At 51.1% G+C, this 14,270-nt stretch carries 17 protein-coding genes and 3 tRNA genes; 11 read left to right on the top strand and 9 right to left on the bottom strand.

Annotation, left to right across the window (positions count from 1 at the left end):
* Positions 1–47: 47 nt before the first annotated feature.
* The 4 genes from dnaC to KXD89_RS18905 all read right to left on the bottom strand — a co-directional run bounded on the left by dnaC (position 48) and on the right by KXD89_RS18905 (position 2,668).
* The gene (gene dnaC, locus KXD89_RS18920; RefSeq protein WP_000799911.1) at positions 48–785 is read right to left on the bottom strand and encodes a DNA replication protein DnaC; all 738 of its coding nucleotides are present in this window, start codon (positions 783–785) and stop codon (positions 48–50) included.
* Positions 786–787: 2 nt separating this feature from the next.
* Entirely contained in the window at positions 788–1,327 is a 540-nt protein-coding gene (gene dnaT / locus KXD89_RS18915) for a primosomal protein DnaT (RefSeq protein ID WP_000098818.1), read from the bottom strand.
* Positions 1,328–1,433: 106 nt separating this feature from the next.
* Complete coding sequence (locus tag KXD89_RS18910; protein WP_000538191.1) at positions 1,434–1,907, bottom strand: threonine/serine exporter; 474 nt, start codon at positions 1,905–1,907, stop codon at positions 1,434–1,436.
* Entirely contained in the window at positions 1,898–2,668 is a 771-nt protein-coding gene (locus tag KXD89_RS18905) for a threonine/serine exporter ThrE family protein (protein ID WP_001338213.1), read from the bottom strand. The genes KXD89_RS18910 and KXD89_RS18905 overlap by 10 nt, the downstream gene beginning before the upstream one ends.
* Before the next feature lie 618 nt (positions 2,669–3,286).
* Between KXD89_RS18905 and KXD89_RS18900 the strand changes: the two genes are divergently transcribed.
* Both KXD89_RS18900 and bglJ read left to right on the top strand, forming a co-directional pair.
* Positions 3,287–4,012, top strand: coding sequence for a response regulator transcription factor (locus KXD89_RS18900; protein ID WP_000936635.1), 726 nt, complete (start codon positions 3,287–3,289; stop codon positions 4,010–4,012).
* A complete protein-coding gene (bglJ, locus tag KXD89_RS18895) occupies positions 3,970–4,647 on the top strand; it encodes a DNA-binding transcriptional activator BglJ (protein ID WP_001301727.1) in 678 nt (225 codons plus the stop codon). The genes KXD89_RS18900 and bglJ overlap by 43 nt, the downstream gene beginning before the upstream one ends.
* 37 nt (positions 4,648–4,684) lie before the next feature.
* Here bglJ and fhuF read toward each other — a convergent pair whose 3' ends face one another.
* Positions 4,685–5,473, bottom strand: a complete 789-nt coding sequence (gene fhuF / locus KXD89_RS18890; RefSeq protein ID WP_000331618.1) for a siderophore-iron reductase FhuF — start codon at positions 5,471–5,473, stop codon at positions 4,685–4,687.
* 140 nt (positions 5,474–5,613) lie between these two features.
* Here fhuF and KXD89_RS18885 point away from each other — a divergent pair, with 140 nt between their 5' ends.
* Positions 5,614–5,850 (top strand): DUF1435 domain-containing protein, encoded by a 237-nt coding sequence (locus KXD89_RS18885; protein ID WP_001393508.1) that lies wholly within the window; start codon positions 5,614–5,616, stop codon positions 5,848–5,850.
* Between the two features lie 38 nt (positions 5,851–5,888).
* On the opposite strand, the gene KXD89_RS18880 is transcribed toward KXD89_RS18885, so the two are convergent.
* From KXD89_RS18880 to rsmC, 4 genes are all read right to left on the bottom strand, one after another.
* Positions 5,889–5,975 (bottom strand) — tRNA-Leu (locus tag KXD89_RS18880).
* 34 nt (positions 5,976–6,009) lie between these two features.
* Positions 6,010–6,096, bottom strand: a tRNA-Leu gene (locus KXD89_RS18875).
* A 28-nt stretch (positions 6,097–6,124) separates the two neighbouring features.
* Positions 6,125–6,211 (bottom strand) — tRNA-Leu (locus KXD89_RS18870).
* A 267-nt stretch (positions 6,212–6,478) separates the two neighbouring features.
* A complete protein-coding gene (rsmC, locus tag KXD89_RS18865; RefSeq protein ID WP_001272330.1) occupies positions 6,479–7,510 on the bottom strand; it encodes a 16S rRNA (guanine(1207)-N(2))-methyltransferase RsmC in 1,032 nt (343 codons plus the stop codon).
* Between the two features lie 102 nt (positions 7,511–7,612).
* Here rsmC and holD point away from each other — a divergent pair, with 102 nt between their 5' ends.
* The 8 genes from holD to KXD89_RS18825 all read left to right on the top strand — a co-directional run bounded on the left by holD (position 7,613) and on the right by KXD89_RS18825 (position 14,070).
* Positions 7,613–8,026 carry a DNA polymerase III subunit psi gene (gene holD / locus KXD89_RS18860; RefSeq protein WP_000204012.1) on the top strand — a complete coding sequence of 138 codons (414 nt, stop codon included), beginning with the start codon at positions 7,613–7,615 and terminating at the stop codon, positions 8,024–8,026.
* Positions 7,995–8,441, top strand: coding sequence for a ribosomal protein S18-alanine N-acetyltransferase (gene rimI, locus KXD89_RS18855; RefSeq protein WP_001092461.1), 447 nt, complete (start codon positions 7,995–7,997; stop codon positions 8,439–8,441). The genes holD and rimI overlap by 32 nt, the downstream gene beginning before the upstream one ends.
* A 14-nt stretch (positions 8,442–8,455) precedes the next feature.
* Entirely contained in the window at positions 8,456–9,133 is a 678-nt protein-coding gene (yjjG, locus tag KXD89_RS18850) for a pyrimidine 5'-nucleotidase (RefSeq protein WP_000870710.1), read from the top strand.
* A 90-nt stretch (positions 9,134–9,223) separates the two neighbouring features.
* Positions 9,224–10,813, top strand: coding sequence for a peptide chain release factor 3 (gene prfC / locus KXD89_RS18845; protein ID WP_000175940.1), 1,590 nt, complete (start codon positions 9,224–9,226; stop codon positions 10,811–10,813).
* A gap of 392 nt (positions 10,814–11,205) precedes the next feature.
* Positions 11,206–11,811 (top strand): molecular chaperone OsmY, encoded by a 606-nt coding sequence (gene osmY / locus KXD89_RS18840; protein ID WP_001295748.1) that lies wholly within the window; start codon positions 11,206–11,208, stop codon positions 11,809–11,811.
* 126 nt (positions 11,812–11,937) lie between these two features.
* Entirely contained in the window at positions 11,938–12,099 is a 162-nt protein-coding gene (locus KXD89_RS18835; RefSeq protein ID WP_000490275.1) for a DUF1328 domain-containing protein, read from the top strand.
* A 121-nt stretch (positions 12,100–12,220) separates the two neighbouring features.
* Entirely contained in the window at positions 12,221–13,294 is a 1,074-nt protein-coding gene (locus KXD89_RS18830) for a patatin family protein (RefSeq protein ID WP_001299799.1), read from the top strand.
* On the top strand, positions 13,291–14,070 hold the full coding sequence (locus tag KXD89_RS18825; protein WP_000563040.1) for a metal-dependent hydrolase: 780 nt from the start codon (positions 13,291–13,293) through the stop codon (positions 14,068–14,070). Before KXD89_RS18830 ends, KXD89_RS18825 begins: the two co-directional genes overlap by 4 nt.
* Positions 14,071–14,270: the final 200 nt, after the last annotated feature.

The raw sequence follows: 14,270 nt of genomic DNA, 5'->3' as shown, positions 1-14,270 counted from the left end.
ATTACTCAAGGTGGAATTGTGTCGCAGTATACCGCCAGAAACGGGGATTAATACTCTTTACCTGTTACCCGGCTACGGTAGCTATCCCAGTTGAAGATCACCCACAAACTGTTACCCAGGCGCATACGGTCCATCACGCGTTCGCCCAGCAACTTGGTCATCTCTTCCATATTACTGTTGGTCAGCATCCCGGTTGGGCGTTTGGAAGAAGAGCGGCGATCGACGATCTGGTTGATGATCACTTTTTCGTATTTCGATTCGGTCTGCACGCCGATCTCATCGATCACCAGCAGATCAACGTTGCTCAGATCGTTAAGCAGTTGTTCTTCGCTGGTACCGCTATTCCTGAAGGTATCTTTCATCGCCGACATAATATCGGCCACGGTGATGATCAATACGGATTTACCGCGTAGCAGCAGCTCGTTGCAGATTGCCGCCGCCAGATGGTTTTTGCCGGTTCCTGGCTTACCAGAAAAGATGAAGCTGGCGATGTTGCCGTCAAACTCTTCGACATACTGGCGCGCTTTGCTTAACGCATTCATCTGCCCTTCACACTCAACGCGATAGTTCTCAAAGGAACAGTTCTGATGCAGTGGACGAATACCGGAGCGGTTAAAGGTGCGCTGCATTTTCATCGCCCGATTTTCACGTTCGAGAGCGGCGGAGCGGATCGCTCCTTGTTCTTTTTGCCAGGCCAGTAGTTCTTCACCCGTTTTGAATGCGGGTTTGATATGGGCAGGCATCATTTTTTGCAGGCGTTGCATCAGGTCGCCAACGTTTTTCATCGTTACCCTCTGAATCCTGGTGGAATTTGGCTGTCAGGTTCGCTGACCGTATTCACATCTCGTTTCGGCAGTCCGCCGTTGCTGGCACGACCGATTTGCAGGCTGCGCGCCAGTTTTTGTTGCCACTGCACATGGTGAAAGACTTTACCTTCCGCCTGCCAGTAGGCAATGAATGAGGCCAGTTCTTCGGTGGTCACCGGCTCTCTTAGCGCCACGCCCCATAGCGCCGCCAGGCGGATAAAATCGGCATCGGGTTGCCAGTCCGGATACATGGCGAATTTCCCCATGGGTACAGCAACGGGAGCGGCTTGCGGTTCCTGATAGAGTTGATCGTCCAGAGCGACATCGCTTCCCGGACGCGCCAGCTTTTCTTCCAGCGCCAGCAGTTCAGCCAGGCGTGCAGGCGTGACGGCATAAAACGCCGGGGCATTGTTAGCAAATACGGCAACCACACCGCCTTCAGCTTTTGCCAGAACGGTTTGGTGATCGTGTACCAGGGCGTCAATACCAACGACGTCCGGGGTCAAAACTCTGGAAGACATACTGTTTCTCAAATATGGAACGATGAACGAGAAGGGAGATAACTTTTATAGTAACACACGGAGGAGAGGAGGCTGTCTCTCATCCGTGTGCTTAAGCGAGGCAATTTTATACGCGAGGGCGCTTGCGGTACAACCATAATCCAGGAATGGAAAGACCGATGGATAACGCACCAACAATCGATGAAGCTGTAAGAAAGTTGGTTAACAGGGTAATCATCAACGGTTCGCTGTAACCTAACTGGCTGATTTTTACCGCCGAAATCATTGCGGTATAAGCCGATATGCCCGGGAACATAGGGATAACGGCCGCCACGGTAAACACTTTCGGATGCGCCAGATACCAGCGCGACCATTGAATACCAATGGTACCGACCAGCATAGAAGCCATAAAGGTTGACCACTCAATATTCAACCCGCTGGTCATCAAGATCATTCGGGAACCATGACCTATCGAGCCAAGCAGCGCACACCAGCGTAACGCCCGCACGGGAACGTTGAACACCATCGCAAAGCCGACCGCAGGAATGGCGGCGAGGATCATATCCTGCGCCAACGCTAACAGAAATTCGATTACACCCATCCGCGTAGCCCCCAAATCGTCAGTGCCATCACTACGCCGACGCAGGTAGCCAGTGTCAGCAGACTGGCGATCGCCCAGCGTGCCAGTCCGGTATTGATGTGGCCTTTAAACATATCGGCGACGGCATTAATCAACGGAAAGCCCGGCACTAGCAGCAGAACGCTGGCGGCCATCGCAATGGTGGGGGTATTGCTGAAAGTGGGGAGTTGCAAAAGCAATCCGGAAATGGTGGTGGCGGCGAAAGCGGTAAGGCAAAAGTTGATCTGTGGATGAAGATGACGTTGTGCCAGCAGCTGGCGGATATACATCGCGGTCGTACTGGCAAAGAAGGTGATGACGGCACCATCCCAGCCACCGTTATTGAGTTTACAGAAACAGGCGCAAGAAAGGCCAACCATTAAGGCTACCAGCCATCTTGGGTAACGTAATGGCTGAATTTGGCTAAATCGTTTCTCTACGCCTTTGTAATCCAGCAGATGATGCTCCGCAAGAATCACAATGTGCTGGACTTCAGTCACCACATGCATATTAATGCCGCGATCGTGATTTTTACGTGTCGATGTCAGGCATTGCCCATCTTTAATAGTTGTCAGCACTATGGCGTTCGAAGAGATAGAACTTTCGACGCTGTCCATTCCCAGTGCCCGACCCAGTCGTGAGGAAAGCTCATCAACCAACGCGCTTTCCGCACCATGTTGCAAAAGAAATAATCCACACTGGATACAAAGCCGTGTTACGGCTCGCTGTTGCTCAGTTTGCATAACTCGCCCTTTGTCATAGACGTGCTGCGTATTGTTCAGATAATGAGAATCCATTTGTATCATGAAGCACGGTTGTTTTGCGGTAGGTTAAGATCAAAATTGCGCTGATTAATCCTGGTTATCGGGAGAAGCTCGGTGATAAAAAGCGAATTATCTCTCGCCGCAAACAAACTATCACATGAATATTATCATCATAATGAATTTATTGTTTGGCCTTTACGAATCAGGATAATAGATAACCGGGCACGTTTTTTAATGTTAACAAGCTAAAACCATCAGATTTCATTGAATAAATATTGGTTGTGTGATTTTGCATTCTGCGGGAAGGGATATCATTTAATTATAAATTAAATGAATGTGATTTCTGTTTTTCATTAAGTATTCCTAACAACTTAATGTAGATATTTTAAATGTCTCCAGGCTATTTCACCAGGTTATCATTTGATGCTAACCTTCTGACACATGCAGTGGAGTTGTTGTGCAGCAGGAGTATGCTGATATGAAAGTGAATGCTAAGGATAATTTATTCGCTTAATCTATTAATTTGCTGGAAACATTTAAGGAATGAATATCCTGAATAAACCATCATAATTTTTAGACAGTGGATGTGGAGGAAATATGTTGCCAGGATGCTGCAAAAATGGAATTGTTATCAGTAAAATACCTGTTATGCAAGCAGGGTTAAAAGAGGTCATGAGGACTCACTTCCCTGAATATGAAATAATATCCAGCGCCTCTGCGGAGGACCTTACCTTATTACAATTACGTCGTTCCGGATTAGTCATTGCTGATTTAGCCGGTGAAAGTGAAGATCCACGTTCTGTTTGTGAACATTATTATTCTTTAATCTCACAATATCGGGAAATTCACTGGGTTTTCATGGTGTCACGCTCCTGGTATTCCCAGGCAGTAGAACTGCTCATGTGCCCTACGGCGACGTTATTGTCTGATGTTGAACCCATTGAGAATCTGGTCAAGACCGTACGTTCCGGCAATACGCACGCAGAGCGTATCAGCGCCATGCTGACCTCCCCGGCAATGACTGAAACTCATGATTTTAGCTATCGCTCCGTCATTCTCACTCTTTCAGAGCGCAAGGTACTGCGGCTATTAGGTAAAGGATGGGGCATCAACCAGATAGCTTCATTGCTTAAGAAAAGTAATAAAACTATCAGCGCCCAAAAAAACAGTGCGATGCGTCGACTGGCAATTCACAGCAACGCTGAAATGTATGCATGGATAAATAGCGCGCAGGGTGCAAGAGAACTTAACTTGCCTTCTGTTTATGGAGATGCCGCAGAATGGAACACAGCCGAATTAAGAAGAGAAATGTCGCACTCATAGAAAAATGCGTCATGAGTAGTATCGGTATTGAGAGTTTATTCAGAAAGTTTGCGGGTAACCCTTATAAGCTCCATACCTATACCAGTCAGGAGTCATTTCAGGATGCCATGTCGCGGATCTCGTTTGCGGCGGTCATTTTTTCTTTTTCTGCCATGAGAAGTGAGCGCAGAGAGGGATTATCTTGCCTGACTGAACTGGCGATTAAGTTTCCGCGTACCCGGCGTTTAGTTATTGCGGATGATGATATTGAAGCTCGGCTGATTGGTTCATTGTCGCCATCACCGCTGGACGGTGTATTAAGTAAAGCGTCAACGCTGGAGATTTTTCATCAGGAACTCTTTTTGTCATTAAATGGTGTACGTCAGGCGACCGACCGACTGAACAATCAGTGGTACATTAACCAAAGCCGGACGTTAAGCCCGACGGAGAGAGAAATATTGCGCTTTATGTCGCGTGGCTACTCAATGACACAAATTGCCGAGCAGCTTAAACGCAATATCAAAACGATCCGTGCACATAAATTTAATGTGATGTCGAAACTGGGCGTCAGTTCTGACGCAGGGTTGTTGGAGGCCGCAGATATTCTGTTATGTATGCGGCATTGCGAAACAAGTAATGTGTTGCATCCCTATTAATCCGCATGATGCCGGGTTTACTTCCCCGGCAGTGCTTTCATTTCAGCGTACAATCGCCACATTGCTGCACATCCGGTAAGCGATAACGCTGGCAGCAAGTGCGGCGCACCAGCAGGCCGTCGCGCAGTACCACGGTACGCCAGAGTGGATTATCTTCACCGTTCGTGAGCGTTTTCTCAAAAAAGAGGGCATGGCGCAGCGATTCAACAGTAGCCTCGCCGAGCAGTTGCTTCATCTCAGTGAGATACCAGTTGATCAAATAACCGGTATTACTCCAGATAAGTTTGCCGTTGATCTCTCCGGTCGCTTCTAGTGCTTGCACAACCGGAACCAGCGCCTGGCTGATTAACGTTTCCATTCGATGCTGCGGCGAATGTGGTGTTGCGTTTTTATCTTCACACACATCGACCCAGAAACAGGCGACGCGTCCGGTTTCGTGAAACTCAGCATGGAAATGTTCCGGCGACACATCTAATGCCTTTTCCTGCGTCAGTAGCGCCAGCATTAATGGTGGCACCATCAGGCCGATATACCATTGTGCCCATAGTGAGATCAGCGGTTTGTTCTCGCGGATCATCATCGGTTGGTTGCGATAGATATGATCGGAATAGACCGCCAGCAGAGAACTTAGCACATTCGGTGATGACCATTGCGCCAGCGTCATGGCGTTAAGTGGGGCAGGTTCATCCAGGCGGATAAACTCCAGCAAATGTTCACGATGTTTTGCGATCGTCGCCCGCACGGCTTGCGCAAGCGTGGGATCCTGCGGCTGGAGATGCGTTCGCCAGATGACATCTTCATAGAGCGGTGCGGAACGATAGGCCATAATCGGGATAGTAATCTAAATGATAATGATTGCTAATCCTAGCGATAGGTTTACCCGATAGCAAGGGATTTATCTGGCTTGCAAATGATAAAAATTATCATATGATATTGGTTATCATTATCAATGAGAGAGATGAAATCATGTTGCAACGTACGCTGGGCAGTGGCTGGGGAGTGTTGCTGCCGGGATTGCTGATTGCAGGGCTGATGTATGCGGATTTATCGTCAGATCAGTGGCGGATTGTCATTCTGATGGGATTAGTATTGACGCCGATGATGCTGTATCACAAACAGTTGCGGCATTACATTTTGCTACCATCGTGCCTGGCACTTATTGCTGGCATCATGCTGATGATAATGAATTTGAATCAGGGATGAAAAATCAAGGAAGAAACAAGAAAGGAAGTAAAGATAATTGGTGCGAGGGGGGGGACTTGAACCCCCACGTCCGTAAGGACACTAACACCTGAAGCTAGCGCGTCTACCAATTCCGCCACCTTCGCACAGTCATCTTACTTTTTTTGATATCGCCTCGTTTGGTGCGAGGGGGGGGACTTGAACCCCCACGTCCGTAAGAACACTAACACCTGAAGCTAGCGCGTCTACCAATTCCGCCACCTTCGCCCAGTGCGAGCAATATCAACGTGGTTTTTGGTGCGAGGGGGGGGACTTGAACCCCCACGTCCGTAAGGACACTAACACCTGAAGCTAGCGCGTCTACCAATTCCGCCACCTTCGCATACCATCAATTCTTAAAAAGAATTGCTACCACGGAGGCGCATTCTAGTGGTTTTCAGCTTTTCGTCAATAGTTAATTATCGACAGAGGTGTAATTGCTGGAAAAATGTCCATCAGGAAACTAGCGTGCAGGTTTGGTATGCATGCGGGGGCAGATGCCAGATGCGACGCTGGCGCGTCTTATCTGGCCTACGAAGGGCTAACGTGCAGGTTTTGTAGGTCGGATAAGGCGTTCACGCCGCATCCGACACGGTATTCGGCGAGATAATTAACCTTTCTTCGCCTGGCGGGTCATAATGGCGCGATACACCTTGAAGCGCCCTGTTTGCGCGATCACTTCGTGGAAGCCAAATGTCTCATCCAGCACGTCCGGATAAGGCAGGAAGGCGTTCGCTACAATTCGCAGCTCGCCGCCGCTATTAAGATGACGCACCGCACCGCGAATCAGCGTTTGCGCCGCATCCAGGCTGGTTTGCATCCCATCGTGGAACGGCGGGTTGGAGATGATCATATCAAAACGACCTTTCACCTCGGAAAAGACGTTGCTGGCAAAGACTTCACCTTCAACACCGTTGGCCGCAAGTGTTGCGCGGCTGGCTTCTACCGCCGGGGCAGAGACATCGCACAAGGTGAGACGAATTTTCGGCGAATGGCGCGCAAAGGCAACTGAAAGCACGCCCGCGCCACAGCCGACATCCAGCACTTTACCTTTCGTGTGCGGAGTTAACGTCGAGAGCAGCAACTGGCTACCGACATCCAGACCGTCGCGGCTAAACACGCCAGGCAGCGTTTTGACCGTCAGGCCATCGACGCTGTATTCGCCCCAGAATTTCTCCGCATCAAATACCGGCTGTTTTTCCAGACGACCAAAATAGAGGCCACAGCGACGAGCGCTGTCGACTTTATTCAACGGCGCATAATCTGCCAGCATCTGCTCGGCGCTGCGCACGCCGCTGCGGTTCTCGCCAACGACAAAAATATCTGTCCCCACTGGCAGCAGAGAAAGTAAATTCATCAACTGGAACTGGGCTTCCGGTTTGTTCTTCGGCCAGTAGTAAATCAGCGTATCGCAATCTGCGACGTCATCCGCCGTGGCGACCAGACTGAAACGGGCGTTATCCCCCATCTGGCGGCTTAATACCTGCCAGTGGTGGAATTGCTGGGTATGAGCACGGCTGGCCGCGGTATCTAAACGCGCGGGCAGGTCATCCTGTAAGTCTCCGGCAAACAGAATACGGCTTTGTTCGAAATCATCACTGTGACGCAGCAAGACTTCACTTGCCGGGGTAAATGCAGACATGGAATGCTCCTCAATTGATACTGGCGGCGATTATAGCCATATGTTGGCGCGGTATCGACGAATTTGCTATATTTGCGCCCCTGACAACAGGAGCGATTCGCTATGACATCCCGACGAGACTGGCAGTTACAGCAACTGGGCATTACCCAGTGGTCGCTGCGTCGCCCTGGCGCGTTGCAGGGGGAGATTGCCATTGCGATCCCGGCACACGTCCGTCTGGTGATGGTGGCAAACGATCTTCCCGCCCTGACTGATCCTTTAGTGAGCGATGTTCTGCGCGCATTAACCGTCAGCCCCGACCAGGTGCTGCAACTGACGCCAGAAAAAATCGCGATGCTGCCGCAAGGCAGTCACTGCAACAGTTGGCGGTTGGGTACTGACGAACCGCTATCACTGGAAGGCGCTCAGGTGGCATCACCGGCGCTCACCGATTTACGGGCAAACCCAACGGCACGCGCCGCGTTATGGCAACAAATTTGCACATATGAACACGATTTCTTCCCTCGAAACGACTGATTTACCGGCGGCTTACCACATTGAACAACGCGCCCACGCCTTTCCGTGGAGTGAAAAAACGTTTGCCAGCAACCAGGGCGAGCGTTATCTCAACTTTCAGTTAACGCAAAACGGCAAAATGGCGGCGTTTGCGATTACGCAAGTGGTGCTGGATGAAGCTACATTGTTCAATATTGCGGTCGATCCTGACTATCAGCGTCAGGGATTGGGAAGGGCGCTGCTGGAACATCTGATCGACGAACTGGAAAAACGCGGCGTGGCGACACTATGGCTGGAAGTCCGTGCTTCAAACGCTGCCGCCATTGCCCTGTACGAAAGTTTAGGCTTTAACGAGGCGACGATTCGCCGCAATTACTACCCCACCACGGACGGTCGCGAAGACGCCATCATCATGGCGTTGCCAATCAGTATGTAATACAAGGTGGAATAATGAAGTGGGACTGGATTTTCTTTGATGCCGATGAAACGCTGTTTACCTTTGACTCATTCACCGGCCTGCAGCGGATGTTTCTTGATTACAGCGTCACCTTTACCGCTGAAGATTTTCAGGACTATCAGGCCGTTAACAAGCCACTGTGGGTGGATTATCAAAACGGCGCGATCACTTCATTACAGCTTCAGCACGGGCGGTTTGAGAGCTGGGCCGAACGGCTGAACGTCGAGCCAGGTAAACTCAACGAAGCCTTTATTAATGCGATGGCGGAAATCTGCACGCCGCTGCCGGGCGCGGTTTCTCTGCTTAACGCCATTCGTGGCAACGCCAAAATCGGCATCATCACCAACGGCTTTAGTGCCTTGCAACAGGTGCGTCTGGAACGCACGGGCCTGCGTGATTACTTCGATTTGCTGGTGATTTCCGAAGAAGTTGGCGTTGCCAAACCGAATAAGAAAATTTTCGATTATGCGCTGGAACAGGCGGGCAATCCTGACCGTTCACGCGTGCTGATGGTTGGCGACACTGCCGAGTCCGATATTCTCGGTGGCATCAACGCCGGGCTTGCGACCTGCTGGCTGAATGCACACCATCGCGAGCAACCAGAAGGCATCGCGCCCACCTGGACCGTTTCTTCGTTGCACGAACTGGAGCAGCTCCTGTGTAAACACTGATTGCCTCCCCCCCGTTGATGGGTAAAATAGCCGCAATTTTTCGTTTTCAACAAGCGCGGCGCGATGCCGCTTACTCAAGAAGAAAGAATTATGACGTTGTCTCCTTATTTGCAAGAGGTGGCGAAGCGCCGCACTTTTGCCATTATTTCTCACCCGGACGCCGGTAAGACTACCATCACCGAGAAGGTGCTGCTGTTCGGACAGGCCATTCAGACCGCCGGTACAGTAAAAGGCCGTGGTTCCAACCAGCACGCTAAGTCGGACTGGATGGAGATGGAAAAGCAGCGTGGGATCTCCATTACTACGTCTGTGATGCAGTTTCCGTATCACGATTGCCTGGTTAACCTGCTCGACACCCCGGGGCACGAAGACTTCTCGGAAGATACCTATCGTACCCTGACGGCGGTGGACTGCTGCCTGATGGTTATCGACGCCGCAAAAGGTGTTGAAGATCGTACCCGTAAGCTGATGGAAGTTACCCGTCTGCGCGACACGCCGATCCTCACCTTTATGAACAAACTTGACCGTGATATCCGCGACCCGATGGAGCTGCTCGATGAAGTTGAGAACGAGCTGAAAATCGGCTGTGCGCCGATCACCTGGCCGATTGGCTGCGGCAAGCTGTTTAAAGGCGTTTACCACCTTTATAAAGACGAAACCTATCTCTATCAGAGCGGTAAAGGCCACACCATTCAGGAAGTCCGCATTGTTAAAGGGCTGAATAACCCGGATCTCGATGCTGCGGTTGGTGAAGATCTGGCACAGCAGCTGCGTGACGAACTGGAACTGGTGAAAGGCGCGTCTAACGAGTTCGACAAAGAGCTGTTCCTTGCGGGCGAAATCACTCCGGTATTCTTCGGTACTGCGCTGGGTAACTTCGGCGTCGATCATATGTTGGATGGCCTGGTGGAGTGGGCACCTGCGCCGATGCCGCGTCAGACTGATACCCGTACCGTAGAAGCGAGCGAAGATAAATTTACCGGCTTCGTATTTAAAATTCAGGCCAACATGGACCCGAAACACCGCGACCGCGTGGCGTTTATGCGTGTGGTGTCCGGTAAATATGAAAAAGGCATGAAACTGCGCCAGGTGCGCACTGCGAAAGATGTGGTGATCTCCGACGCGCTGACCTTTATGGCGGGTGACCGTTCGCACGTTGAAGAAGCGTATCCGGGCGATATCCTCGGCCTGCACAACCACGGCACCATTCAGATCGGCGACACCTTTACCCAGGGTGAGATGATGAAGTTCACCGGTATTCCGAACTTCGCACCAGAACTGTTCCGTCGTATCCGCCTGAAAGATCCGCTGAAGCAAAAACAGCTGCTCAAAGGGCTGGTACAGCTTTCCGAAGAGGGCGCGGTGCAGGTGTTCCGTCCAATCTCCAACAACGATCTGATCGTTGGTGCAGTTGGTGTGCTGCAGTTTGATGTGGTGGTAGCGCGCCTGAAGAGCGAATACAACGTTGAAGCAGTGTATGAGTCAGTCAACGTTGCCACTGCCCGCTGGGTAGAATGTGCAGACGCGAAGAAATTCGAAGAGTTCAAGCGTAAGAACGAAAGCCAACTGGCGCTTGATGGCGGCGATAACCTCGCTTACATCGCTACCAGCATGGTCAACCTGCGCCTGGCACAGGAACGTTATCCGGACGTTCAGTTCCACCAGACCCGCGAGCATTAATTCTTGCCTCCAGGGCGCGGTAGCCGCTGCGCCCTGTCAATTTCCCTTCCTTATTAGCCGCTTACGGAATGTTCTTAAAACATTCACTTTTGCTTATGTTTTCGCTGATATCCCGAGCGGTTTCAAAATTGTGATCTATATTTAACAAAGTGATGACATTTCTGACGGCGTTAAATACCGTTCAATGCGTAGATATCAGTATCTAAAGCCGTCGATTGTCATTCTACCGATATTAATAACTGATTCAGAGGCTGTAATGGTCGTTATTCATCACTCATCGCTTTTGTGATGGCGACCATTGACTTCTGTAGAGGGTGAAGTCTCTCCCTATTCAGCAATGCAACCTCGTGTTGCCAGGCTCAAATTACGAGCAAACATACAGGAATAAATCGATGACTATGACAAGACTGAAGATTTCGAAAACTCTGCTGGCTGTAATGTTGACCTCTGCCGTCGCGACCGGCTCTGCCTACGCGGAAAACAACGCGCAGACTACCAATGAAAGCGCAGGGCAAAAAGTCGATAGCTCTATGAATAAAGTCGGTAATTTCATGGATGACAGCGCCATCACCGCGAAAGTGAAGGCGGCCCTGGTGGATCATGACAACATCAAGAGCACCGATATCTCTGTAAAAACCGATCAAAAAGTCGTGACCCTGAGCGGTTTCGTTGAAAGCCAGGCCCAGGCCGAAGAGGCAGTGAAAGTGGCGAAAGGCGTTGAAGGGGTGACCTCTGTCAGCGACAAACTGCACGTTCGCGACGCTAAAGAAGGCTCGGTGAAGGGCTACGCGGGTGACACCGCCACCACCAGTGAAATCAAAGCCAAACTGCTGGCGGACGATATCGTCCCTTCCCGTCATGTGAAAGTTGAAACCACCGACGGCGTGGTTCAGCTCTCCGGTACCGTCGATTCTCAGGCACAAAGTGACCGTGCTGAAAGTATCGCCAAAGCGGTAGATGGTGTGAAAAGCGTTAAAAATGATCTGAAAACTAAGTAATTCGTCGTAATTCGTCCTCCCGAACTTTGTCGGGAGGCGCGATGTGCACCACACTAAAAATATCGCATTGAGTGATTTTCACGCTCATATCAAGCGGTGACATTAACTATGGTAAAGGAGACGCTTATGTTTCGTTGGGGCATCATATTTCTGGTTATCGCGTTAATCGCCGCCGCACTTGGGTTTGGTGGTCTGGCCGGTACCGCTGCAGGCGCAGCTAAAATTGTCTTTGTCGTCGGGATTATTCTGTTCCTGGTGAGTTTGTTCATGGGCCGAAAACGACCCTAGATTTCAGACCATTAAGAAAATTTTATCCAAAGCCAGTCCAGCGGACTGGCTTTTGCGGTTTTAGCGAATAATAAATTGCGTTACTTTGTCATTCTTTCACAACAAAAACAGGAAGGCAGAGGTGGGGCAGCGAATACCTGTAACGCTTGGTAATATTGCGCCGTTGTCGCTAAGGCCGTTCCAGCCTGGACGAATAGCTCTGGTGTGCGAAGGCGGCGGACAGCGTGGAATTTTCACGGCTGGCGTGCTGGATGAGTTTATGCGCGCGCAGTTTAATCCTTTCGATCTTTATCTCGGCACATCTGCCGGGGCGCAGAACCTCTCGGCGTTTATCTGCAATCAGCCCGGTTACGCGCGCAAAGTCATCATGCGCTATACCACAAAACGCGAATTTTTCGATCCATTGCGCTTTGTCCGTGGAGGAAATCTTATCGATCTCGACTGGCTGGTGGAGGCCACTGCAAGCCAGATGCCGTTGCAAATGGATACCGCCGCGCGGTTGTTTGACAGCGGCAAATCGTTTTATATGTGCGCCTGTCGTCAGGATGACTACGCGCCGAATTACTTTTTACCAACCAAACAAAACTGGCTGGATGTGATTCGCGCCTCCAGTGCGATACCTGGCTTTTATCGTAGCGGAGTGTCGCTGGAAGGCATTAACTACCTGGATGGCGGGATCAGTGATGCGATTCCGGTTAAAGAGGCGGCAAGGCAGGGCGCTAAAACGTTGGTCGTCATTCGCACTGTGCCGTCACAAATGTACTACACGCCGCAGTGGTTCAAACGCATGGAACGCTGGCTGGGTGACAGTAGCCTGCAGCCGCTGGTCAATCTGGTGCAGCATCATGAAACCAGCTATCGTGACATTCAGCAATTTATTGAGAAACCACCGGGCAAGCTGCGGATATTCGAAATTTATCCGCCGAAGCCATTACATAGTATCGCGCTTGGCAGTCGGATTCCGGCGCTGCGTGAAGACTATAAACTTGGGCGTTTATGCGGTCGTTATTTCCTCGCCACGGTTGGCAAGCTATTAACTGAAAAAGCGCCGCTTACCCGCCATCTGGTGCCAGTGGTGACGCCGGAATCGATTGTCATTCCGCCTGCGCCAGTCGCCAACGATACGCTGGTTGCCGAAGTGAGCGACGCTCCGCAGGCGAACGACCCGACATTTAACAATGAGGATCTGGCTTGATTTGCCGTTTTATCGACACCCACTGCCATTTTGATTTCCCGCCGTTTAGTGGCGATGAAGAGGCCAGCCTGCAACGCGCGGCACAAGCGGGCGTAGGCAAGATCATTGTTCCGGCAACAGAGGCGGAAAATTTTGCCCGTGTGTTGGCATTAGCGGAAAATTATCAACCGCTGTATGCCGCATTGGGCTTGCATCCTGGTATGTTGGAAAAACATAGCGATGTGTCTCTTGAGCAGCTACAGCAGGCGCTGGAAAGGCGTCCGGCGAAGGTGGTGGCGGTGGGGGAGATCGGTCTGGATCTCTTTGGCGACGATCCGCAATTTGAGAGGCAGCAGTGGTTACTCGACGAACAACTGAAACTGGCGAAACGCTACGATCTGCCGGTGATCCTGCATTCACGGCGCACGCACGACAAACTGGCGATGCATCTTAAACGCCACGATTTACCGCGCACTGGCGTGGTTCACGGTTTTTCCGGCAGCCTGCAACAGGCCGAACGGTTTGTACAGCTGGGCTACAAAATTGGCGTAGGCGGTACTATCACCTATCCACGCGCCAGTAAAACCCGCGATGTCATCGCAAAATTACCGCTGGCATCGTTATTGCTGGAAACCGACGCGCCGGATATGCCGCTCAACGGTTTTCAGGGGCAGCCTAACCGCCCGGAGCAGGCTGCCCGTGTGTTCGCCGTGCTTTGCGAGTTGCGCCGGGAACCGGCGGATGAGATTGCGCAAGCGTTGCTTAATAACACGTATACGTTGTTTAACGTGCCGTAGGCCGGATAAGGCGTTCACGCCGCATCCGGCAGTTGGCGCACAATGCCTGATGCGACGCTTAACGCGTCTTATCATGCCTACAGGTTTGTGCCGAACCGTAGGCCGGATAAGGCGTTCACGCCGCATCCGGCAGTTGGCGCACAATGCCTGATGCGACGCTTGTCGCGTCTTATCATGCCTACAAGTCTGTGCCGAACCGT

The organism is Escherichia sp. TC-EC600-tetX4 (genome assembly GCF_019356055.1).
Taxonomy (GTDB): Bacteria; Pseudomonadota; Gammaproteobacteria; order Enterobacterales; family Enterobacteriaceae.
The sequence above is the reverse complement of the archived record's forward strand: the minus strand, read 5'-3'. Positions and strand labels throughout refer to the sequence as shown.

Bases quoted from the DNA above. Each gene is read 5' to 3' on its own strand.
- KXD89_RS18910 (WP_000538191.1), bottom strand. From the start codon at position 1,907: ATGGGTGTAATCGAATTTCTGTTAGCGTTGGCGCAGGATATGATCCTC.
- KXD89_RS18885 (WP_001393508.1), top strand. From the start codon at position 5,614: ATGTTGCAACGTACGCTGGGCAGTGGCTGGGGAGTGTTGCTGCCGGGA.
- KXD89_RS18905 (WP_001338213.1), bottom strand. From the start codon at position 2,668: ATGCAAACTGAGCAACAGCGAGCCGTAACACGGCTTTGTATCCAGTGT.
- rsmC (WP_001272330.1), bottom strand. From the start codon at position 7,510: ATGTCTGCATTTACCCCGGCAAGTGAAGTCTTGCTGCGTCACAGTGAT.
- dnaT (WP_000098818.1), bottom strand. From the start codon at position 1,327: ATGTCTTCCAGAGTTTTGACCCCGGACGTCGTTGGTATTGACGCCCTG.
- yjjG (WP_000870710.1), top strand. From the start codon at position 8,456: ATGAAGTGGGACTGGATTTTCTTTGATGCCGATGAAACGCTGTTTACC.
- fhuF (WP_000331618.1), bottom strand. From the start codon at position 5,473: ATGGCCTATCGTTCCGCACCGCTCTATGAAGATGTCATCTGGCGAACG.
- dnaC (WP_000799911.1), bottom strand. From the start codon at position 785: ATGAAAAACGTTGGCGACCTGATGCAACGCCTGCAAAAAATGATGCCT.
- osmY (WP_001295748.1), top strand. From the start codon at position 11,206: ATGACTATGACAAGACTGAAGATTTCGAAAACTCTGCTGGCTGTAATG.
- rimI (WP_001092461.1), top strand. From the start codon at position 7,995: ATGAACACGATTTCTTCCCTCGAAACGACTGATTTACCGGCGGCTTAC.
- KXD89_RS18900 (WP_000936635.1), top strand. From the start codon at position 3,287: ATGTTGCCAGGATGCTGCAAAAATGGAATTGTTATCAGTAAAATACCT.
- prfC (WP_000175940.1), top strand. From the start codon at position 9,224: ATGACGTTGTCTCCTTATTTGCAAGAGGTGGCGAAGCGCCGCACTTTT.
- KXD89_RS18835 (WP_000490275.1), top strand. From the start codon at position 11,938: ATGTTTCGTTGGGGCATCATATTTCTGGTTATCGCGTTAATCGCCGCC.
- bglJ (WP_001301727.1), top strand. From the start codon at position 3,970: ATGGAACACAGCCGAATTAAGAAGAGAAATGTCGCACTCATAGAAAAA.
- holD (WP_000204012.1), top strand. From the start codon at position 7,613: ATGACATCCCGACGAGACTGGCAGTTACAGCAACTGGGCATTACCCAG.